This is a genomic window from Streptomyces sp. NPDC001920 (assembly GCF_053594495.1).
The window spans coordinates 17,469-38,415 of the sequence record NZ_JBSFEP010000025.1 but is presented as its reverse complement, the minus strand read 5'-3'; the positions used below and the strand labels follow the sequence as shown (position 1 = coordinate 38,415).

Genomic DNA, 20,947 nt, shown 5'->3' with positions numbered 1-20,947 from the left:
CCGCGCGCAGGCCGATGCCGTCGGCGAACCGGTCCGGCTTCCGAGCCGTCGCGACGAGTGAGGCGAGCCCGTGGCCGATGGTCCAGTTCTGTGCCAGCCGGTCGGCCTCTGGGCGGCCGGACCCCGGGAGGGGTCCGGGCCCCGGAGGCCGGAGCCCGGGTTCCCGAACAGGGCTCGTGCGGTGCTGGCCAGGGCGATGGCGCCGTACGCACGCATCCACATGTCTTCGTCGCCGCGCTGTCAATGATGCGTGACTGCGAGATCCGCGAGATCACCAAAGATGCTCTCACCGAGTACTTCGGCAACCCGGCGGTGAAGTCGGTCAAACGCAAGCTCGATCCCGACCTGCCCACCGCTCGCTGGTGGATCGTCGCACCGGTTGCCCAGGCCGTCGAAACGGCCATGCACCTGTCGATGAGCGACACCCTTGCCTTCGCGGCGGTCACCCCGCGCTTTCACGGCAGCGGCTTCACCAGCCAGACCGCCATCAGGTGCTTCATCAAGCACGTCAACCGTCATCGGAGCGTCACCGGGCTTGCCGAGATCCCTCCCAGCAAGGTCACCCCGAACATGTTCCGCCGGACCATGGCCATGCTGACGCGCGACTATCCCGGATCGGAAATCGCTGTCGGCATGCAGCTCAAGCACGCAGCCACCCGAGCGCTGGCCATTCGCTGGCCCCAGGGCTACATGGATCACGACCCCTCCTGGGCCCGCCTCCTCCTCGCCACCGCCATCGCCGAACGTCGGTTCCAACGGCTGAGGGGCCTTTTCGACGCCGACAGCCGCGGCGAGGCTATCGGCTCCGGGCCCGGTGCTGACCAGAGGCGTTTCGCCTTCGCTGCCGTCCGAGAGAAGGCCGAAGCCCTCCGAGCGAGTGGAAAGGCCCAGAGAGGAGATATTCGTGTCGAAGACGGCCTGCTCAAACGCACGCATCTCTCGATCCGGTTCGGAAAGCTCAACCACTGCACCCTGGACGAGAACAATCCCGTCGGCGCGAAGTGCCTCGAAGACGCCATCGTGCCCCCAGGACACCGAGGGCCACTCATCGACCGCTGCCAGCCCGCACGCTGCAGCAACAGCATCATCGCCCCGGAGCACCTGCCTATCTGGCAGGCCGAGCACGCCTCCCTGACCAAACTGCGGAGCCTCCCCACACTTCCGGCGAACCGCAAAGCCCTGATCGACCAGCAGATCCGCGACGTCGAGATCGGGCTCACCAAGGCAGGAGAAACATGACCGTCCCAACCCGGCCCGGTTTCTCCGCCATGGCCGAGAAGGCCCTTCGAGAGGCCATGGAACGGCTCTGCAGTGGTCGGCCCGTCCGCACCGACGGCAAGCTCACCAAGCAGAATCTCTGGCGGGAGGCGGGCGTCAGCCGGGCCACGATGAACCGGGCAACCGCAGTGCTCGTCGACTGGGATAATCACGTCAGCCAGAGCGCGGCAAGCAAACACGACCAGGCCCAGGCCGCAGAGATCGCCCGCCTCCGCCGCCAACTGCGAGACAACCGACATGAGCGACAACGACTCCAAGACGAAGTCGCCGCCGCCGCCACGGTCATCGCGGCCCTGCTCGCGGGGAACACGGTCCTCCGCGAGCAGATCGCCCAACGCTCAGCCGTCGTCATCCCGCTCGACCGAGCACACGCCACACGCGAGTGAAGGTGGCTCGGAACCAGCCTGGGGCCGGCGGGCTGACATGGTGAGGTGCGCGCGAGGGATTGCGGCTCCCGCGTGACCCGGATGCCGGCGATCCGAACGACGACGGCGCGGGCCGTCCGATGCGGGACATGGCTGCGGGGCTACTTGGATTCGACGTGTCCTACTGGGTCGGTTCCGGTCGTCAGTGCTTCGCAGGCGGTCTGCCACGTGCGGGCGCCGGGGTGGAGCTGGGTGTGGAGGTAGGCCGCGGTGAGCTGGGCGAGGGCGGCGACTCGCTCGGGGTTTTCGTCGGTGGTCTCGGCGGCGTCGTAGCCGGCGATTCCGCCGAGTCCGTGTTCCGCGTCGAACAGGGTGAGCAGGGTTTTCGGGCCGGGGGCGAGGGTGTAGGGGTCGGCGTGCCAGTCCGGCCCCATGTCTGTGAAGTGCCGGGAGTCGTCCTTGTCGCCGGCGACGACCAGTGCGGGTGCGGTCATCGTGGAGAAGTCGACGGCCCCGATGATCGGCCACTGCTCGGCCATGGGCCCGTTGAGGACTTCGCCGCCCCTGCCGGGGGCGGCGAGCAGTACGCCCGCCTTGATCCGGGGCTCGACGAGGTGTACCACGCTGCCGGTGTCGGGGTCGTTGAGCCCGGCGCCCAGCAGGAGGGCGGCGGTGAAGCCGCCGAGCGAGTGTCCGGCGAGGGCGACCTTGGTGGCGTCGATCCTCCCCGCGAGGTGTGGCACGGTGCGCTCGATCACGTCGAGCCGGTCCAGGATGTGGGTCATGTCCTCGGCGCGGGAGCGCCAGAAGTCGGGTGCGCCGGGCGCGTCGGCGACCAGGTGGCTCAGGGTCCGGGAAGTGAGGTGGGTGGGCTGGACGACGGCGAATCCGTGGGCGGCCCAGAAGTTGGCGAGCGGCGCGTATCCGTTGAGCGAGGAGAGGTGGTGCGAGGGGCCGTGACCGTGGGAGAGGAGGATGACGGGAAGGCCGGTTCCGGTCGCGGGTGCGGAGACGCGTACGTGGAGGTCCACGGGACGTCCGGGCACGGAAAGGACTACGGGACTGAAGGACTGGACCGGGACGGGCGTGCCCGAGGTGTCGGCGCTGGTGGCAGTGGATGTGCTCACGATGTGGATTCCCTTTCGGTGGCATCTGCCGTCCGCGGGTCTTCGGCGACCGGCGACGGACAGGGCGGTCAGGAGCGGCCCGCTTCGGCTAACCTGAAGCGGAGCGCTGCTCCACTTAGGTTCCGGAGCGATGCTCCGTTTTGTCAATCGGTATGGAAGGACTGCGTGGTGGCCACGGAGAGCCCAGCAGGGGAGTCGCCGTCCCGAGGCAAGCGGGCCGACGCGCAGCGCAACCGGCAGACGGTGCTCGCTGCCGCCGCCGAGGTGTTCGTCATTTCCGGCGTCGACGCGCCGATCCGCCAGATCGCGGCCCGGGCCGGCGTCGGGATGGCCACGATCTACCGCCACTTCCCGACGCGGGCGGATCTCGTCACCGCCGTCTATCGCCACCAGATCGAGGAATGCGCTGAGGCCGGCCCGAACCTGCTGGCCAGTGCCGACTCCCCGTTCGATGCGCTGCGCCAGTGGATCGACCTCTTCGTCGACTTCCTGGTCACCAAGCACGGACTCGCCGACGCCCTGCAGTCCGACAGCGACCGCTTCGCCGCGCTGCACGCCTACTTCCTCGACCGCCTGCTGCCCGTCTGTGCCCAACTGCTTGACGCTGCGGTCGAGGCCGGCGACATCAGGCCCGGCACGCAGCCATACGAGCTGATGCGCGGCATCGGCAACCTCTGCATCGGACGGGACAACGACCCCCGCTACGATCCCCGACGCCTGATCGCTCTCCTCCTCCTGGGACTCCGGCGACCTCACGCGTCCTGATGCCGACGAGCGACATTGCGATTTGGTTCTTCCGCGACTTCCACGCGATCTGAGCGGCCGCCTCTCAACAGCCTCATACCCGGACACGTCTCACTGGTCATCGATGCATCTTTCATGCACGGGAGTTGCACCGCACGTCTTACAGTCCCGCGGAAGGTCGCCGTGTGGGACCTGGCGGGCGGACCTCCCTCTCAGACGCGGAAGTGCAGGATGCGTTGAAGGAGGTTGAGGGTGGGCTCGGCCCAAGCGAGGGCGTCCAGGCCCGAGGTGAGGTTACTGGGCGGCTGGTTGATCAGTGTGTCGCGGCGGATGAGCCGGGCGAAGTCGACGGTGACAGGGTCTGCTCGCAGGCTGCCGTCGAAGTGGAGGAACTCCACGCCGGCCCGCCGCATGATGGTGATCAGTTCCTGGGCGAGAATGCCGTATCCGACGGTGGTGGGGTGGATGCCGTCGAGGGAGAACAGGCCTCCGTCGGTGCGCCGGGCCCCGTCACTGGTCAGGAAGTGGGAGTTCGGTGGCGGGCTCAACGCCTGCAACTGCGGCGGCAGCGGGTAGGGCTGCCACCATGGGGGCCGGGCCAAGTGGTCTTCGATGTAGCGGCGTGAGGCCAGCCGGTCGAGCAGGCCGGCGGTGTCCAGGAGGTACCAGTCGCGGCCGTCCCGCCTCGCCGCGCGCACCTGGTCGGTGATGGCCTCGTTGTACAGGTCAATGGCCCGGTCGACGTCCTCGGCCTGCCGACCTGTCAGATGCGGGTGCAGCAGCGGGTTGAAGTCGCGGTCGCTGATCCAGGGCCGGGTGTAATACAGGAAGTATCGCGAGCCCGGCTCGGTCCTTCCCGCCACGCCCCGAGCCAGCGGGGCAATGGTGACGTGCGGCACGGTGCACCAGATGACGTGGCGGGCCCTTATCTCGCGCACCCGGTCGGCGACCTCTTTCAGTTCCACCCGGAAGTGCTTGGGCGTCCACACCGTGTACGGGCGCTTGCCGCGCAGGTCCTGGAATCCCTCACCGCTCCACACCACCTTCAGCTGGGTCACGGTTTGCAGGGCGTTGTTGGCGCCGAGGAAGACGATCAGCGTCTCGATGCCGTGCTCCTGTCCGTCGTCTCGCTCCTCGCCGAGCCGCCGAGCCGCGTCCAGCAGTGTCAGCCGTCCGTCGCCGTCGACGCTATCCGAGGGCAGGACCCGCAGGGCCGCCCGGTCGCCGCTGTTCTCCACGAACTGCCGCAGCCAGTGGTCCTTGGGCGCCGCAAGGGCGTCCCGGCAGGTCTTCGCAGTCCGCTCGAGCACATCGCGCAGGTCCCAGCCATACACCGCAAGGTTGTGGTTGATGAAGCTGGTGCGGGGGGCGACAGCGCCCGGCCCGCGCTCCCAGTAGTCTTCCAACCCGTCCATGAACCTGCGGGCTTGGAACAGTGCAAGAGGCGTCTCCCACCAATCGAGGTCCTGCCCGAAGCGTCCCGACAACTCGCGCAGTAGCAGTTCGACGTTGAGCGGCAGGCCTCCGTAGCCGGGGTAAGCGGGGTAGCGGAAGTTCCTGCCCCAGCCCAGCTCGTCGGCGATGATCGCCGGGTATGACAGGTCGGTGTTGAAGATCGCCCCACTTTGGAAGCCGTGTGTGAGTGAATCGCCGATCGTCACCAGCCGGTGACGGACCGGCGGCCCCTGCCCGGCAGGGCGGACATCGACGCCCAGCGTGGGGTCGGTCACCGGCTTCCGCGGCGATTGGCCTCGGCCCGCCTCTACTTCCTGCGGAGTGTCCGCAGCGCGCACATCATTGGTCATGGCGTCCCTCCGGAAATGGACACGACCGCCGACGCCCGATGCCTCCTCGGACAGGCACCCTCGGCGAGGACGTGCCCCTGCATGTAAAAAGGCTTCTCGCCGCGAATGACCTAATTGTCTCTCTTATTGGGTTTTTCCTCATCGGGATCAGCGGCACCACGGGCGGGTGCTCGCCGCGGGACTGGCCATCGCGCCCACGCGATGCGTGAGCTCAGCTACCGCCGCAGGTGAGCTCGAAGGCGCCCAGCAGTTCGAGCGGCACCTGATTGGTGCGCTCATTGCCGCAGGTGACGCAGGCAAGCCAGCTGCTCACACTCTTTTGGCGTCCGCACCAACCGCTGTTTCCTGCGAGGACGACGCGTCGTTGACGCCTCGGAAACGGGTGAGCAACGCCATGACACCATCCGCCCCACGTCGCCTGAACAGGGCCGGGGGATTCTCGTACAAGGGATCTCACCGGATACGAAGAGGCGAGTGCCATGGCACGCCAGTACTACCAGCGTGGTCACCTCGTCGAGGCTGAAGAGCTCGACGATGTAGTCGCGGTCAAGATGGGCAGGGGCTACCCCAGTCCTCCAGCCGCCGAGGTAGAGGCAGAACTGGGAAGCAGCGCCCGCAGGCAGATACGTGCGGCTGGCGTCGACGACGAGACGACCAACGCCTTTGCCCGCGCCAACTGGGTATTCCTCAGACCGAACCAGCGGACCCGCGAAGCGATCAGTGCAGGCGGGGAGATCCCTGGCGTAGAGGCGACCGGCAAGGCCGTCCGGCGGCCCAGCGGCAGGCTCGGTATCGCGACCGACGCGTTGACTGTCCAGCTGCGGCCGACGCTCTCGGAGGAGGAAGCCGAGATCGAGCTCGAGTCGGCTGGTTTGACCGTTGTCAACAAGCTCCACTTTGCGACGCATCTGTATGAGGTGCGCACCACAGCGTCACATGATGCTCTCGGGGCCTCCGTCGAGCTCCATGACAACGACCTCTTCGTCTTCGCCGAACCGTCGTTCATCGAGCACGTCCCCACCCGGTTCAGGCCCACCGGTGCCCAGTACCCCCGGCAGTGGCAATGGAGGAACGCCGGTACCAACGGCGGTACGCCGGACGCCGACGTCCACATCGAGTCGGCCTGGGATCGGACCTTCGGGGCCGGGATCCGAGTCGCCGTCATCGACAACGGCTTCGACGCGGAACACCCGGACCTCACCAACGGGGTGGATCCGTTGTCCGGATTCTTCATCAACGACGGGGCAGACGCGGTCTTCGTTCAAGGTATCTCAGGGATGCCCGACAGTGATCACGGCACCTTCTGCGCCGGCCTGGTCGGGGCCCGGCTCAACAACGGGGTGGGCGGCACAGGCGCGGCACCCGAGTGCAGCCTGATGCTCGTGGCATGCCTGACAGACCAGATCGGTTCGCAGGTGACACTCGCCCGCGCCGTGGCATACGCGGCCGACCCGTCGATGGAAGTTCCCGGGACCGGCCCTGAGAGTGGGGCAGACCTCCTTGTCAGCAGTCTGGGCCCTAACGGTGCGGACTGGGATCTGACGAGCGCCCTGGACCTTGCTCTCGAATTCGCCGCCACTCACGGCCGCCAGGGCAAGGGACTGCCGATCTTCTGGGCGGCGAGCAACGGCATGAACGTCGACATCACCAAGGATGAAGTGGTCTCCCATCCGGACGTGATCGCCGTGGTGCGGTCGACCAACAAGGATCGAGAGGACAACGCGGCACGCGGCCCAGAGGTCGAACTGATCGCACCCGGTGTCAACGTCCGCAGCACCAAATCCGGCGGCGGCTACGGAACGAGCACCGGCACCAGCTTCGCCGCTCCCTGTGCGGCCGGATGCGCCGCACTGGCGGTGTCGGTGAACCCCCACCTGACGAGAGACCAGCTGCGCGAGTTGATGCACAAGTCGGCCGACAAGATCGGAGGACCGGGAGTGCAGTACGACGCGGCCGGTCACAACGACGACTACGGCTTCGGCCGGGTAAACGCATCCGAGGCCGTCGCGCTCGCTGAGGGGATGAAGCCATGAACGAGAAACCGGACGTTGTCCGCTGCCGAGTCGTCGCTGAGAACGCTGAAGCGCTCAGGGAGTTCCTCCACGAGACCCAACCCGATGTCGGCTGCCGAGCCATCGCGCGAGGCACCCGGGCGGGCGTCGAACTGGACGTCTACCTCCGCCAGGACCAGCTTGGCCGGGCAAGAGCAGCCAAATCGGCACCGCTGGTAGACATCACCGAGGTCGAGAATGTCACGGAGAACTGGCGTAGCCGGAAGGAAGAGGTCGGTGGTGGTGACCGCTTTGCTGACCGGGACATCGTTCCGCATGGTCTCGGTCGGAAGGAGTGACTGTGTACCTCAACGTGGCCGAGATCGAATCGGCGATCACCACTTTGTACGGCGCTTACCCCGCGGCAACAGAAATCATCACTCCGCCCCACCCCACCCACGAGGGCCGAATAGCGAGGATGTTGCGGGTCGGGACGCAGCAAGCCGACGAGATGCCCGGACTCCTGCTGCTGGGCGGAATGCATGCCCGCGAGTGGGTGCCGCCCGACGCGCTGGTCTCGTTGGCAGCAGACCTACTCGAGGCATACAGCTTGGGCACCGGGCTCGCCTACGGGGCGTCGACGTTCACGGCGGCCCAGGTCACGCAGGTCGTGGAGAACGTCAATCTGTTCTTCTTCCCCTGTATCAACCCCGACGGCCGGGCCTTCAGCCAGACCACTTCCCCGATGTGGCGGAAGAACCGCCGACCGGCGCCCCACGGGTCCACGGACCCGTCTTGCACAGGGGTGGACCTCAACAGGAACTTCAACTTCCTCTGGGATCACACCGCGAAATTCGCCCCGGACGCGGATGTCCACACCTCGGACGACCCGTGCGATCCGCAGGTTTACCGAGGGCCAGCAGCTGCGTCGGAGCCCGAGACCCGCAACATTGTCTGGGCGCTCGACAGTCACCCGCAGATCCGGTGGATGGTCGACGTCCACAGCGCGGTTCCGGCGATCCTGCACAACTGGGGCGACGACCAGAATCAGTCCACCGCCCCTACCGACAACTTCCGCAACCCCGATCTCGATGCGGTACGGGGGCGGCCGGACGACGGCATCGGCGAGTTCATCCCCGAATCGGACCTGAAGATCGCTGTCGAACTGGCGGAGCAGATGAACGATGCGGTCCGTGCGGTGCGCGGTCTCGACTACGGAGTCGAGGCAGCCTACGGGCTGTACCCCACCTCGGGGACGAGCGACGACTACGCGTACAGCCGACACTTCACCAACCCGGTCGCCACGAAGGTGTTCAGCTACACGATCGAGTGCGGTGACAGGTTCCAACCAGTCTTCACCGAGGCCGAACAGGTCATCGAGGAGGTCTCGGCCGCGCTGCTGGCACTGGCACTGAACGCTCCCAAGGTCACCAACAGGGCGTAGCGGACGCTGGTATGGCCGTGCTCAAAGGACGACCAACTCGGCCAGATAGTCGAATTCCGCCATGGCCCGACGGCCTCCCCATAGGTGGGGACGACTCCTACACGGCGTTGTCCGAGCAACCTTCATGGCCAGGGCGCCGCGCGCAGGCGAGGACGACGTCAACAAAGGACGGAGAAGTTCTGTAGACCCAGGTGAGTCAGGAGCCAGCCTGCAACAAGCCGGATTTCGGTGGAGTGTCGGTAACCGTGAGGCAGCCGCTTCCAGCGGGCATCCTCGCTGCGGCCCGAGCCCCTGTCGGGGCAGACCGAGTTGCTCGCCGACCTGCCTCGAGTCAGGCCGTGGTCGCCTCCCCCCCCCGGGGGCCTGGCGCCGTTCCCAGCCCATATGACCTCGGCGAGCGCTACGGTTCGGGACAGACGACCGCCAGGAGCGGGTTACATCGGAATCGGCCAGTGCGGCCCCGCGCCACTCTGATTGGTCCTGAGGCTGCGTCCGCGAGGAGCTGGTCCATTGCCTCCAGCAGGCTGGTGAAGAGGATGTCGGGGGTAACAGAGAACCGGCGCCGGCCTCTCGCGGACGGCCGTGGTGCCGTCAACCTGGAGTCCGCCTGTCCGGGGCGAACCGGACCGGGGGTGACCGCACGAAGCGGCGGAACGGCATGGCTCCCTGCCGTCAGCGGCGCCTCGCGGCTGCACTCGAGTGGCCCAGCCCATACTCACGTTCACTCTTGCCCGACAGCCGTTGCACAGCGCGAGCATTCTGATACTTTCCGAGGTACGTGATCTTTTGTATCCATTTGTGGAGTAGTTGTGGTCCAGGTCATCACCTTCCAGGCGCCGGAGTCTATGGGCTTGCACAACATGTCCGAGAAGGAGATCGAGGCGTACGTCAAGGAAGCGGCCGCCCACGCATTGGCCCGCCTCCCTGACGACATCAGGCCCGCCGGCACCAACGCAGTCGCAATCGAGGCGATGCGGCCCGGCGTTGCCGCAGCAGCGCTGCCGCCCGTATGGAGGCGTGCTTGTGCCGAATGAGACCACCTGCCGCGCCGCCTGCCCGAACCCGTGCGACCTGACCGGAACGCCGGCGGCGGCCTGCGCTCGACGCGCCCGGTCCCGCGTCCCGCTCCTGGCGGCACATTGCGTATTCACCGTGTAGAAATGCGCTGGAGGGTCTGCGCGTGCGGCCTGGGACGTCGCCCGGGAGCGAGCGAACGGCGAAGGCCCACAACCGGCGCGCCCGTTACGGGCAGCCGCCGACCCGCGTGGCGCAGACCCTGACCGTCCCGGAGCCCAGGCATGCGTACCGGTGTGGTGCCGCACGAGTTCCGCCATGTGGGGGCCGTCCGGGAAGACCGCCCTTACACGCAGATGGCCTCCCGGCCGCACCGGTTCCGGGCCGGTGAAAGGAGCACCCGTCGCGGCTTCGCCATCCCCCGTATCCGCGCCGCCGGCCCCGGCGAGGCGTCCTGCCTCGCGCCCTTTCAGCGGATCCCGCCGGTCGGCACCGGCTCAAGATCATCAGATTCACACTCACTCTGCGGACCGTAAGGACCAGGATCACCATGGCCGCCATTCCCGTCACCCTGCACCGGGATCGCTTCGACCCCAGTCGGGTGAGAGCGCTTCGGCGCGGTGACTATCTGCTGGTGATGGACAGGGTTTCAGGCCACTGGGTGACGATCGACTCACCGACGGGGAAACTGCTGCCGCTCGTGACGTCGCCGGCCCACCGGCTGCCCGAACAGATCCGCGGCCCGGTCGCCCGACTGCGGGGACTGCTCGTCGAGCGGGGTATCGGGGTCATCGGGTCCGAGCGGCGATTCGAGGCACTCAACACGGTGATCCTCAAGCTGACCAATGCCTGCAACCACGCCTGTTCCTACTGCTACGACTACGAGACCTTCGAACGGGCCGTCGCGCTGTCACGGGACACGGCCGTGAGCGCCCTGCAGCAGGCCCTCGACCTCGCCGAGCAGGAATTGCAGGTGATCCTCCACGGCGGTGAGCCCATGCTGGTATGGCATCTGGTGGAGGAGCTCGTGACGACCGGCCGGCGACTCGCCGCCCGGCAGGGCAAACAAATCCGGTTCATGGGTCAGACGAATCTGTCCCGCCTCAGCGACGCAATCGTGGACTTCTCCCTCCGGAACGACATCACCTGGGGCGTGTCGGTCGACGGCGGGCCGGATCTTCACGACCACTTCCGAGTCGATCACAAGGGACGCGGCACATACGTTCATTTCTCCAGGGCCCTGGAACGGTACCCGGCCTTCGTCCGCGGATGCGGCGTCATGAGCACCATCACCTCCGCCAACCAGGGCAGACTCCTGGAGCTGGCCAGGCACTTCCGTGATCTCGCCATGAAATCGTGGGACTGGAGCCTGTTCCAGCCGACCGGCCGGGGACGGGAACGCCAGGCACAGTTCACCCTCGACCCCGTTTCCCTGGTCGGCGCGTGGGTCGAACTGTTCGACGCCGTCGAGGGCGGGGAGTTCGACGGCTTTCCCGTCCTGCCCGTCAAGAAGTACGTGGACAACTTCCTCGCCGGACCCGGGCGCAACATGTGCATGCGCCCGCAGTGCGGTGCCGGCCGTGACCTGCTGTCCGTCTCCGCCGACGGCACCGTCGAGGCGTGCGACTGCATCGATCCCACCGGCCCGCTATCCGACCTCGGCTCCGTCGAGGAGGGACTGGTCGCGGCCCGCAGCAGCGATACCGCTGCTCTCATCCGCAGCCGGGACCTCAGCGGCACCCAGTGTTCGGAGTGCATCTGGTACGGGGTCTGCGGAGGCACCTGCCTCGCACACGCCCCGGAACTCAACGGTGTCGGGCAGGAGTCCTGTGCGGTGGCGTTGTGCGCCTTTGACAAGATCTCCTACTCCCTGGCCCATACCCCGCATCTTCTCGGCTACCTGCGAACGTTGGGATGAACGATGCCTGGCATGGCCGGGGCCTTGCACCAGCTCTCCTACGATCCCTGCGCGAGCCGGGTATTTTGCCGGCGACCGCCCCAAGAAATCCGCTGCCTGGCCGATTGGGTATGCGAGCGCGATCCCTACGGGGAACTGCCGAGTCTTCGCGCCGCGCTGCGTCTGGTGGATCCGGGAAGCGACGACCCCCGCGATCACATCGGTCATCAGTTTTGGTGCGCCTGGCGTCAGGCCTCCTGGACGACGGGCACGGCCCGGCCGCTGCCGGCCACAGTGACGTCGGGACGGCATTGGCTGGAGGAGACCAGCGGTCATCCCACCGTCATGGTCACGCCCATGACGATGACCACGGCGGATGCGCTCCACACGTTCGCGGCCGTGTTCGCCGACCGGCCGGTGGTCGCCTTCGGCGAAGGCGCCGTGCCCCGGTACGGCGCACGGCTCTCCGTTGCGAACGGTGATGCCGGATCGATCCGGGACATCCTCGGACACCTTGCCGCCGGCGGCGTACTCGGCACCTACGCCGACTTCGTATACGCCGGCCGCAGTGTCCAGTTGACCACGCTGTTCGGACGTCCCCGTCCCCTCTCATCGGGATTCGTCGCCGCCGCATGCCGGCCCGGCACCATGCTGTTGCCGGCGTCCATGAGGTCCCTTGGCGGCGAGCAGATCGCGGTGGAATTCGACGAACCCCTCCTCGTGCAGGGAAAGCCCCGGGAGGCACGATCCGCACGGGAAAGCATGCGTCAACTGATCGCACATCTCCTAGAAGGGCTGATCCGCCGGAATCCGCAGCAATGGCTCCTTCTGCCGACGCTGACCTTCGACTGCCCCCAACTCGCCCGCGTCTGACCCCGCTGGGAGGGAAAACAACCGACGCAACCGTCCGAACACCACATTCCCCTGGGTTGGCCGTCGGGGAGTCTCAGCCAGACAGCGGAGTACTGCGCGGCCCGCCTGCACATGGCTGCCCAGGCGTGGGCAACGCCTCAGTGCAGCAGAAGGCGATGCGCCTAAAACGTGCTGCGCTCCTCGGCCTTGCCGCTCCGGGCGTCCCGTCCGCCCACACCAGCGGCCCTACATTCGGCGCCGGGCGGCACGGCCGGTCAGGGCTGACCTCCTGCATCCCCAGGCCCTCTCCTCGCGTGGTCATCCTCCCGCGCCCTGCTGCATTGCACCGCCAGCCCGAGACGGGCAAGCGGTAGATGAACGAGAGATGTTCGTGAGACGCGCTGAGAACGGTTGAGGCACACCATTCCGACATCGGTGATGGAGTCTTGTACTCATCTGATCCGACACCCTGCCCACACAGTCGGGAAGAGCATCGGATGGGTGTCCGGTCGGTACAGCACGGTATTCCCCGACGGGTGAGCTCCCCGGCAACCCAGGGGGTGCAGTGCAGTACTGACGGACCCCTCTCACTGCGAATCGGCCCACCAAAACCAGCGTGACGTTCATGTCATCGTGCGCCGGTTCTACTATGCCCAGCGCGACCACTGAGCCCGACAAAAAGCCATTCGTGCCTAAGTGGGCAGGATGATCAAAAACGACAGGAGAATGATCATGAGGCAGCAGGATGGGCGCGATGAGGCAAGGTGCCGGTCCGGCACCGCATTGCATATGCCTCATCAGGCGCCACCCGTCCACCGGGGCGAAGTCGCGGCTGCGGGTGTTCTGGGTACTAACCCTGGCGTCGCAGCGAACATTGTCGCCCCGCCCCTTTTCGGCTGGGACAGCAAATGGACAGGCGGAGGCCTCAATCCTCTCCACCCGTACATCGTCTCCTGACTGTTCGCGAGCCTACGTTCGCATCCAATCGACTCCGGCCTGCGGATACCTGCCCTTCACGGGCGCGCAGGAGGGGGCGCGACTCCGGGACCGGGCCGCGCCTCCTCCTTATCGGACCAGGACAAGGACGCCGGCGCGCCTGCCCGTTGCGCCAACGCTGAGCTGCTACAGCAGCGGAATCAACAGCGTCGAGTCAGGTTGATCATTGCTGCCGTCCATCGAACTGGTGGCATCCGAAGACTCGACCGACGAGTGCTCACCCGCAGCCAAGCTGCGAACGCCCGGAGCCTGTAGCCCAACACCGTCAGCAAGCTGCTCGACAGCAGGTGTCTTCGGGAGCTGCAGGCGAGCAGGCGACACGAGTCCTCGCGCCGGCCTGCGCCCCGCACGTAAGCGTTATCGAGGGCATACTCCCCGGTGCTGCGCACCGCACCAGCTGGGCCGCCCGGGTGACCACCGCGACTTCATCGGCGACACGCCCCCTTGACGGACGAGCAGTTTCTCGAGGCTTCCTGCCGGTTTGTGCGCGTGCGCACTCCCTCTGGGGGCCTCCACGTGTGGTACCGGGCCACCGGGAACCGCCAGTGGCTCTCTTCCGTCGGCTCCAGCCCGGGCCGTGCCCTGGCCTGGCAGGTCGACATCCGCGCCCAGGGCAGCTACATCATCGCCCCCGGCACCCTCGCCGACCGTTACACCTGCATCCCCGTTGGGGTGGCCCGCGATCCCGCCCCACTGCCTCTGTGGCTTGCCCAGGAACTGGATCGCACAGGGCACTTGCCCGCACCCAGTATTCCTGCTCCACGGCCCGTCCCGCCGCGCGCCCAGCAGGCTGTCCTCGCTGCCGGCGGCGGCCGCGGCCGAGCCGCGCACATCCTCGCTGTGGTCCTCACGCCGGTCGAGGCCTGCGGCCAGGTCGCCGAAGGCGCTGGGGTCTCTGACGCCTCAACCGTGCAGCCTTCCCCGTCGGTGGCTTCATCGCGGCCGGCCGACTCTCCCAGCGGGAAGCCGAGCAGGCCCTTCGGGAATCCGCAGCCGCAGCCCGCCCGGATCAGGAGCTGCGTATCCAGCAGATCATGCGCAGCGGCCTCGCCGCAGCCTTCAATAAGCCCTTCCACGCCACCGGGAGGCGCCCATGACGTCCTCCGGCAACGAGACCCTCTTCGACTTGACCCCGAAGCCGTGGCCGCTCAGATCCGCGAGCAGGCCGCCGCCGTGCCGCTGCCCGCGCAGGCCACACGGAGCGTCCTCTCGGCCGAGCCACCCCCCACGGCCTGCTGCCGGACACCCTGACAGACCGCGGCGACGCCAAACTCTTCGCCAAGCGCTACACCAACGACTACCGGCACGTCCCTGAGCTCGGCTGGTACCGGTGGGACACCACCCGCTCACCATCGACAACGTCTGTCGGCGGCCCGTCAGTGAACCCCAACTACCGCAGTTGCACCACTCGTTTGACAGTCCCACCGAACGCTCTTAAGGCGGCCCGCCATCCAGCGCCATGCAGGAGTTGGGCATAACGCTGCCCCTGTGATAACTGTCTCGGGAGCGAAAAACCAGCGTTAAACAGTACAGCCAGCAGTTAGGAACGCCTCGGCAACGCAGATGCTTGCTGCAGTAGACATCTGAGCAATAGCCCAGTGATGCTCGTGTCGAACAATCTGGTGTGACTCGATGCCCCACCTGCGAGGTAATGCGCCATGAAGGAGTATTTCCGCGTATCACTTGACAGCGCGCAAAGGTATTCAATCGGCGAGCCAGTGCTCGTCACGTTCAGGATGGAAAACGTCAGTGACCGTGATGTCTGGATCCTTGCGTGGAACACACCGCTTGAGACCGCGACCGAGGTCCTTGACTACTTCCGTGTACGTTTTGACGGACTCCTCGTGCCGTACGACGGCCGGTATGTGAAGCGTGGTGAGCCTGACGCTGCCTCGTACCGCCTGATCCGAGCCGGCGAGACTGTCACCGAGATCGTCGACCTCACCACGGCATATCCAATCGACTCTCCTGGCACCTACAACGTCACGCTCGAGACGCAAGTGCTCGATGCCGTCGTGCGGGGCCATGATGAGGCTGAGGTGTCCGCGCGCCTCCGCGAGGAGCACCAGGGCTTCGAGCTTGATCAGGTGCAAACCACATTCGAAGTTGTTGAGGGCGGTGAGCCCCGAACCACAGTCGCTGAGAAGGTGCGAGGCGAGCTCGGGGGGATCCAGCCGCCTGGCGGTCCTGCGGTTGCCAGGGTGGCCGCTCTCGCGCCTGTGCTCGTTGGTGGAACGTCGGACCGCCAGGAAATGGTCCGCGCAGCTCACGAGAATGCAGGCGTCTACGCGCACACTGCGATGCAGCAGCTGAAGTCAACGCCGGGCTCAGTAAATGAGCTTTCTGCTGGATGGTTCGGTACCCATGACCCAATTCGCTATACAACCGTGCAACAGCACTTCACTGACATCAGTGGAGCGATCGCAGGCCAGAGCATCACGTACGATCTCACAGGGGCAGGCTGCCAGCCCGGCTGGTATGCGTACACCTACAAAAACACTCGCAAGGTATGGCTGTGCGCTAGCTTCTGGTCCGCTACTGCCGTAGGCACGGATTGCCAATTCGGCACAGTCGCACATGAGCTGAGTCATGCCGTATCGCTGACAGACGACTTGGCATACGGCGAGAGCGGCGCCCGAAACCTCGCTTCGACCCAGCCTGCGCAGGCTATACAGAACGCCGACAACCACGAGTACTTCACCGAGCACCTAGCGACGAGCGTGGTTCGAGCACCCGTTGTCTGGCCCAGCGGCAAGGCGTACATGTTCGTCGCTGGCAGCTACTTCCGCTACGACGTTGCCGCCGACAAGGTAGACGCTGGGTATCCCAAGCCGATTTCTTCGAACTGGCCCGGCCTGTTCGGGGACCGGGTGGATGCTGCGGTGGTGTGGCCCAATGGGAAGGCATACTTCTTCCGCGGCTCACAATACATTCGCGTCGACATCGCAACGAAGAAGGCAGACGCTGGGTATCCCAAGCCGATTTCTTCGAACTGGCCGGGCCTGTTCGTCGACGGGGTGGATGCTGCGGTGGTGTGGCCTAATGGGAAGGCATACTTCTTCCGCGGGTCGCAGTATGTCCGCTACGACATTGCTGCCGACAAGGTCGACAGCGGGTACCCACAGCCCATCACCGCAAACTGGGCGGGCCTGTGGCCGGCAGACCTTGGCGGGGCCGTTGTCTGGAACAACGGAAAAGCCTATTTCTTCCAAGGTCAACAATACATAAGTTTCGACGTCGCGGCCGACGCGGCCGATTCCGGCTATCCTAAGTCGGTCGCTGGGAACTGGCCCGGCCTGCCGTAGAACTCATCCGTGCAGACGGTGCCTCCGGGTAATAATTTCCCCGGTAGAAGCTCGATGTGCAAGGGATCCAGTATTAGCGACCCATCTGCGGACACGAACCCGGCTGGCCGCACTGCGAAGGCTATGGTCGAGGCACGTCGCGAATGAGCTGGGTCATCTGCCGTGAGGGAGCCACTCTCAATTCACGCAGCAAAAGCGTCCGGTATTGCTGATACCGCTTTATGGCGCTAGCAATGTTCCCTTCGGCCAAGTGCACCTCCATGACAATCCGATGTGCTGTCTCCCGGAACGGATCGACGGAAATTGCTTCAAGTGCCGCCTGCAAGGCGGGCATGTACTGTCCAGCTGCCTGAAATTTCTGGGCTACGTTTTCGAGAGCATAAACGCGCAGCTGATCCCATCTGTCTCGCTCAAGCGTCAACCATTCATCGAGCCAGCCGGGCAACAATTCTTTTCCCAGCTTATTGAGCAGATCCTCCCAGTCGTTCGAAAGCGGCCAGCTGCCCTCGGCTCCCTGGCGGGCGCCCTCCCACGCCTCCTGGAGATCCACATGCACGTCAGGAGACAGAAGGAGGCGCTGGCCGACGCTCGTGATGACATTCATCGACGCCACTCGCCGTGCATGGCACAAGGCGGACCGCAAATTGGCGGCAGACCGGCAAGCAGTGCAATCCGGCCAAAGGTCTGCGGCAGCGACACTCCGATGCGCTCCGTCTTGTTGCAGAGCGAGGTAAGCCAACAGACGCTGCGCGCCCAGGGGCAACGAGACCCTCTGGCCACCGTTGGTCAATTCGAACGGTCCCAGAATCTCGATACGCACGTTGAGCGACGACACAAAGTCCACTCTGCAGCGTGCACCTGACACTCGCCACCCGCTACAGATTTGACCGAGGCACGACAAAAGCATTGTTGACGTGCTGAAACCTGCAGAAACAACGCTCCAGCAACGTCTGCGGGACGCCGCCCAAATGCCCTCCCAATGCCTCCCCAACACCTCCACAACACTTCGGGACATCGCTGCTGGAGGCTCAGAGCAGTCGGAGAAGCCGCCACGATGGGCACCGGGCAGGCCTTACCGGCATCGGGTCCGAGCGCCGAGGACTGTGCCGCAACTCGACCTGGCTCAGGCAATCGAGCAGCCCGTAGAGGAAGGCACCCACAGCATCACATCAGCGGCGGAGAGCGCTCGAAACGACGGGCACGCCGACAGGAGGCTTGTGCGGGCGCTGTACCTATGGGCCGACAGGCGTGTCCTCGTAGTTGCCGCCGTGGGCAATGACGGCTGTGACTGCCTCCAAGTCGTGGCGCTCGCGCCGTCCCACCAAGACTCGCAAGCCAATGGTCACTCAGCACCACATGGTCCCTGTTGACCTGCGATGAGACGAACGGATAGCGCGCAATCGAGAGGAACTGCAGCCCGTCCCTCGGCACTGACGGCGACAAGCGCCTCTACCGGCTGCCGACATTCTGATCAGCTGTGATGATCACCAGCCGCAGTCGGGTCGCTGGCAAGTTCCTCAGCGTGCCTGCCCGTCTACCGGGCACACACGCGGCGAGTGACAGGGACGGCGTGGTCGGCGAAGCGTTTCGTAGTAACGGCCGATCAGGTGACGTCGACGGCCATCATCATGCCGCGATATCGGCGGACGTCCCTCATCCGCACCGAGGTATCCATCACCCTGTGGCCCGTGGCGACGGGATGCTGCCACGCCGACACCGCGATCGCCCGGCCTCCCAGGTCCCGTTGCACCTCCTCGATCTGATCTTCGGCGGAGAACAGCCCTCCGCCACCTGGAGATCGTGTCCAGCAAGGTAAGGCGTCGGCGGCCCGGTCCATGGCCGAACCGACCAGGTTTGCCATCTCCACCAAGGCCTCGCCGATCGACCCAGCCCCTTCCCGTTGGCTGCCAAACTCGCACACTGCCCGCACGAGGCCGCGCACGCCCACCGCTCAGCACAACGAGCCATGTCCCTTTAGACCTGGATGCCGTCGCCGTATTCGAGGATGCTCAGGACGTGCTGCGCCAGCTGCCGAACGTGGCCACCGCCGTGGACGTACACCTAACGGTGCAGGGCCTGCGTCACGCCCGACGCCGCAACGGACGCCCTGTCCGGCGGACCACCTCACCGCGATGCTTCCCGAGCCGTCCGACCGTGAGGAGCACGCGGGCACGCGACTACAGCCGACGCGCCGCCTGCCAGCACGACAAGCGCCGCCGCCCTGTGCCCACCCTGGATTCGAAGACCGGCAAGTCGGCCACCGTGCATCGGCTGAGCGGCGCGGTCGGGGCGCCAGGCCGGAGCAGCGCCGCCGTCATGGCAGTCTCGTGACGCCGACCTGTAGATGGAAATGGTTCTGATGGGCGGCCGCGAGGCCCGGGTCCTTGTGGTCCGGATAGACCACGAAGCCGCCCTCGCCCAGTTCCGGCATAGGCCACTTGTTCTGCGGGCCGATGCCGTTGCCCTCACACTCGAAGGTGCCAAACCGGAAGACCGTGGTGAACAGCCCGTATCCGAGCGGATCGGCCGACGGGCTGATGCGGACCTTGACGCCAGCCGGCCGCGGCAGCTCACCCCAGTGCTTCAGCACCGACCGCGTGAAGCCGGCCCCGTCGACCTCACCCTTGATTGCAGAGAGGTCGATCGCGCGACCCTGGTTGTGACAGTCCTTGGGGTCGGGCCCCCCGTGCCCGATGCCCAGGTGGAGGAGCTCGGCGATGTCCGGCGCCGAGGAGTTGGTCCAGCGGGTCAGCCGGTACAGGGCGACCAGCATGCGCTGGTCGAGATTGTCGATGACGGTCGACGCCGGAGCGATCTGGTTGGTATAGCGGATGCCGTCGAAGGCCGGCGGGCTCACCACCACGCGTTGGTCGGGCCTCGGTGACACGATCCCGCTCGGCCCGTCGACGAACGGAGGGCTCTGAAGGGTCAGCTTTCCACGCCGTATCAGGTCGGCCATCAGCCCGTTGGCCTGAGCGAGGGTGAGACGCCGGGCCGGTGCCACGCCTCCGGAGGGCGTGGGCGCGAAGCGGAAGGAGGCGTCGAAAGGCCCGCTGTCGTCCACTTGATCGGCGTCGAGGTCGAAGCGCTGGTACTCTCCGCCGCGGAAGAAGTACGCGTACCTCCCGCCCGCGTACGTCACGGCGTCCAGGTTCGCAGGGAAAACGCCGGTCCAGCGATCCGCGATCTTGACGGGATAGCCAGGGTCCACCCGGTCCGCGGCGATGTCGTAGCGCACGTACGCGTCGCCCTTGAAGAGGTACAGCTTGCCGTGGCCCCAGTTCACGGCCGCGTCAATGCCGTTGCGCCAGTCGGGTCCGCCGCTGGCGCCGGTCGGCAGGCCGGGCCACTGGGGGCCGATCGCCAGCGGATAGCCAGGGTCGACCTGGTCCGAAGGGCCGTCGTAGCGTAGATAGTCGGAGCCGGTGAAGGCGAACGCCTTGCCCACGCCCCACCACACGAACGCGTCGGGTGAGTGGGGCAGTCCATGCCAGTCGCCGATGCTGAGCCCGGAGGCTTCCCGAAGGCCGGTGACGGAGTCGTACACAGCGTAGGTGTCGTCGTCGAAGAAGAGATAGGCCCTGTCGTTCGACCAGGAGATCGCCGATCGCAGCTCTGCCATGGATCCGCTCCTTCTCGTCATGGTGGCGGGCCGCCGTTCGGGCGACCCGCCACCGTCCCTTTCCCTCACAGAACGCCGGTCCACCGGCAGCCTGCTGTCGGTGCGCAGCTCCAGCCGCGTCCGTACCCGCGCACGAGCGGCGGGGGGTCGGCGGGCAGGTAGCCGAAGGGGCCCTTCGGTTGCTGGTGCACCAGGAACTCAGGCCGGCCCGGGGGGTGGGCTATGACGACGATGCGATGCGGCAGGTAGTGCTCCCGCCGGTCGACCGCCGGTGCCAGTTTCGGCAAATCGAGCCGCATGGTGCTTCCTCGGATCGGGTGGGGCCGGGCCGGTCACGGGTCCGCGGCGCCGGTCCCGCCGATGACTTGGGACTCAGAACGGCAGGATGTCGCCGAGCAGGCTGCCGAGCAGGCCGCTGGCGGCCGCGCCGCCGGTGGCGTCGTAGCCCTCGGGGCGCCTGCCGCGCTCGATGGGGGCGGACTGCTGGGGCAGTTCGAGCCGGAGCTG

At 66.4% G+C, this 20,947-nt stretch carries 17 protein-coding genes; 11 read left to right on the top strand and 6 right to left on the bottom strand.

Features of this window, described 5'->3' with window-relative positions; translation table 11 throughout:
* Positions 1–246 precede the first annotated feature (246 nt).
* Both ACWCPI_RS33380 and ACWCPI_RS33375 read left to right on the top strand, forming a co-directional pair.
* Positions 247–1,239 carry a hypothetical protein gene (locus tag ACWCPI_RS33380; protein ID WP_451041694.1) on the top strand — a complete coding sequence of 331 codons (993 nt, stop codon included), beginning with the start codon at positions 247–249 and terminating at the stop codon, positions 1,237–1,239.
* The gene (locus ACWCPI_RS33375; protein ID WP_451041693.1) at positions 1,236–1,664 is read left to right on the top strand and encodes a hypothetical protein; all 429 of its coding nucleotides are present in this window, start codon (positions 1,236–1,238) and stop codon (positions 1,662–1,664) included. The genes ACWCPI_RS33380 and ACWCPI_RS33375 overlap by 4 nt, the downstream gene beginning before the upstream one ends.
* A gap of 140 nt (positions 1,665–1,804) precedes the next feature.
* Here the strand turns inward: ACWCPI_RS33375 and ACWCPI_RS33370 are convergent, their stop codons facing one another.
* Positions 1,805–2,770: an alpha/beta hydrolase family protein gene (locus tag ACWCPI_RS33370; protein WP_451041692.1), complete on the bottom strand. Its 966-nt coding sequence runs from the start codon at positions 2,768–2,770 to the stop codon at positions 1,805–1,807.
* Between the two features lie 168 nt (positions 2,771–2,938).
* On the opposite strand from ACWCPI_RS33370, the gene ACWCPI_RS33365 reads away from it, so the two are divergent.
* Positions 2,939–3,535, top strand: a complete 597-nt coding sequence (locus tag ACWCPI_RS33365; protein ID WP_451041768.1) for a TetR/AcrR family transcriptional regulator — start codon at positions 2,939–2,941, stop codon at positions 3,533–3,535.
* Positions 3,536–3,726: 191 nt separating this feature from the next.
* Here the strand turns inward: ACWCPI_RS33365 and ACWCPI_RS33360 are convergent, their stop codons facing one another.
* On the bottom strand, positions 3,727–5,244 hold the full coding sequence (locus ACWCPI_RS33360) for a hypothetical protein (protein WP_451041691.1): 1,518 nt from the start codon (positions 5,242–5,244) through the stop codon (positions 3,727–3,729).
* Positions 5,245–5,798: 554 nt separating this feature from the next.
* Here ACWCPI_RS33360 and ACWCPI_RS33355 point away from each other — a divergent pair.
* From ACWCPI_RS33355 to ACWCPI_RS33320, 8 genes are all read left to right on the top strand, one after another.
* Complete coding sequence (locus ACWCPI_RS33355) at positions 5,799–7,352, top strand: S8 family serine peptidase (RefSeq protein ID WP_451041690.1); 1,554 nt, start codon at positions 5,799–5,801, stop codon at positions 7,350–7,352.
* Positions 7,349–7,669, top strand: a complete 321-nt coding sequence (locus tag ACWCPI_RS33350; RefSeq protein WP_451041689.1) for a hypothetical protein — start codon at positions 7,349–7,351, stop codon at positions 7,667–7,669. Before ACWCPI_RS33355 ends, ACWCPI_RS33350 begins: the two co-directional genes overlap by 4 nt.
* 2 nt (positions 7,670–7,671) lie before the next feature.
* Complete coding sequence (locus ACWCPI_RS33345; protein WP_451041688.1) at positions 7,672–8,754, top strand: M14 family metallopeptidase; 1,083 nt, start codon at positions 7,672–7,674, stop codon at positions 8,752–8,754.
* A gap of 809 nt (positions 8,755–9,563) precedes the next feature.
* A complete protein-coding gene (locus tag ACWCPI_RS33340; RefSeq protein WP_451041687.1) occupies positions 9,564–9,788 on the top strand; it encodes a hypothetical protein in 225 nt (74 codons plus the stop codon).
* Between the two features lie 530 nt (positions 9,789–10,318).
* Positions 10,319–11,686 (top strand): radical SAM protein, encoded by a 1,368-nt coding sequence (locus ACWCPI_RS33335; RefSeq protein ID WP_451041686.1) that lies wholly within the window; start codon positions 10,319–10,321, stop codon positions 11,684–11,686.
* A 12-nt stretch (positions 11,687–11,698) separates the two neighbouring features.
* The gene (locus tag ACWCPI_RS33330; protein ID WP_451041685.1) at positions 11,699–12,538 is read left to right on the top strand and encodes a hypothetical protein; all 840 of its coding nucleotides are present in this window, start codon (positions 11,699–11,701) and stop codon (positions 12,536–12,538) included.
* Between the two features lie 1,458 nt (positions 12,539–13,996).
* Positions 13,997–14,764, top strand: a complete 768-nt coding sequence (locus ACWCPI_RS33325; RefSeq protein WP_451041767.1) for a bifunctional DNA primase/polymerase — start codon at positions 13,997–13,999, stop codon at positions 14,762–14,764.
* A 407-nt stretch (positions 14,765–15,171) separates the two neighbouring features.
* Positions 15,172–16,818 carry a hemopexin repeat-containing protein gene (locus ACWCPI_RS33320; RefSeq protein WP_451041684.1) on the top strand — a complete coding sequence of 549 codons (1,647 nt, stop codon included), beginning with the start codon at positions 15,172–15,174 and terminating at the stop codon, positions 16,816–16,818.
* Positions 16,819–16,939: 121 nt separating this feature from the next.
* Here the strand turns inward: ACWCPI_RS33320 and ACWCPI_RS33315 are convergent, their stop codons facing one another.
* The 4 genes from ACWCPI_RS33315 to ACWCPI_RS33300 all read right to left on the bottom strand — a co-directional run bounded on the left by ACWCPI_RS33315 (position 16,940) and on the right by ACWCPI_RS33300 (position 20,739).
* A complete protein-coding gene (locus ACWCPI_RS33315) occupies positions 16,940–17,422 on the bottom strand; it encodes an AfsR/SARP family transcriptional regulator (protein ID WP_451041683.1) in 483 nt (160 codons plus the stop codon).
* A 999-nt stretch (positions 17,423–18,421) separates the two neighbouring features.
* Positions 18,422–18,760 carry a hypothetical protein gene (locus tag ACWCPI_RS33310; RefSeq protein WP_451041682.1) on the bottom strand — a complete coding sequence of 113 codons (339 nt, stop codon included), beginning with the start codon at positions 18,758–18,760 and terminating at the stop codon, positions 18,422–18,424.
* 372 nt (positions 18,761–19,132) lie between these two features.
* A complete protein-coding gene (locus ACWCPI_RS33305) occupies positions 19,133–20,440 on the bottom strand; it encodes a hemopexin repeat-containing protein (RefSeq protein WP_451041681.1) in 1,308 nt (435 codons plus the stop codon).
* A 65-nt stretch (positions 20,441–20,505) separates the two neighbouring features.
* Positions 20,506–20,739: a hypothetical protein gene (locus tag ACWCPI_RS33300; RefSeq protein ID WP_451041680.1), complete on the bottom strand. Its 234-nt coding sequence runs from the start codon at positions 20,737–20,739 to the stop codon at positions 20,506–20,508.
* Positions 20,740–20,947 lie beyond the last annotated feature (208 nt).

Coding starts and splice junctions, on each gene's coding strand:
- ACWCPI_RS33380 (WP_451041694.1), top strand. CDS start 247: ATGCGTGACTGCGAGATCCGCGAGATCACCAAAGATGCTCTCACCGAG.
- ACWCPI_RS33375 (WP_451041693.1), top strand. CDS start 1,236: ATGACCGTCCCAACCCGGCCCGGTTTCTCCGCCATGGCCGAGAAGGCC.
- ACWCPI_RS33355 (WP_451041690.1), top strand. CDS start 5,799: ATGGCACGCCAGTACTACCAGCGTGGTCACCTCGTCGAGGCTGAAGAG.
- ACWCPI_RS33350 (WP_451041689.1), top strand. CDS start 7,349: ATGAACGAGAAACCGGACGTTGTCCGCTGCCGAGTCGTCGCTGAGAAC.
- ACWCPI_RS33335 (WP_451041686.1), top strand. CDS start 10,319: ATGGCCGCCATTCCCGTCACCCTGCACCGGGATCGCTTCGACCCCAGT.
- ACWCPI_RS33330 (WP_451041685.1), top strand. CDS start 11,699: ATGGCCGGGGCCTTGCACCAGCTCTCCTACGATCCCTGCGCGAGCCGG.
- ACWCPI_RS33320 (WP_451041684.1), top strand. CDS start 15,172: ATGAAGGAGTATTTCCGCGTATCACTTGACAGCGCGCAAAGGTATTCA.
- ACWCPI_RS33315 (WP_451041683.1), bottom strand. CDS start 17,422: ATGAATGTCATCACGAGCGTCGGCCAGCGCCTCCTTCTGTCTCCTGAC.
- ACWCPI_RS33305 (WP_451041681.1), bottom strand. CDS start 20,440: ATGGCAGAGCTGCGATCGGCGATCTCCTGGTCGAACGACAGGGCCTAT.
- ACWCPI_RS33300 (WP_451041680.1), bottom strand. CDS start 20,739: ATGCGGCTCGATTTGCCGAAACTGGCACCGGCGGTCGACCGGCGGGAG.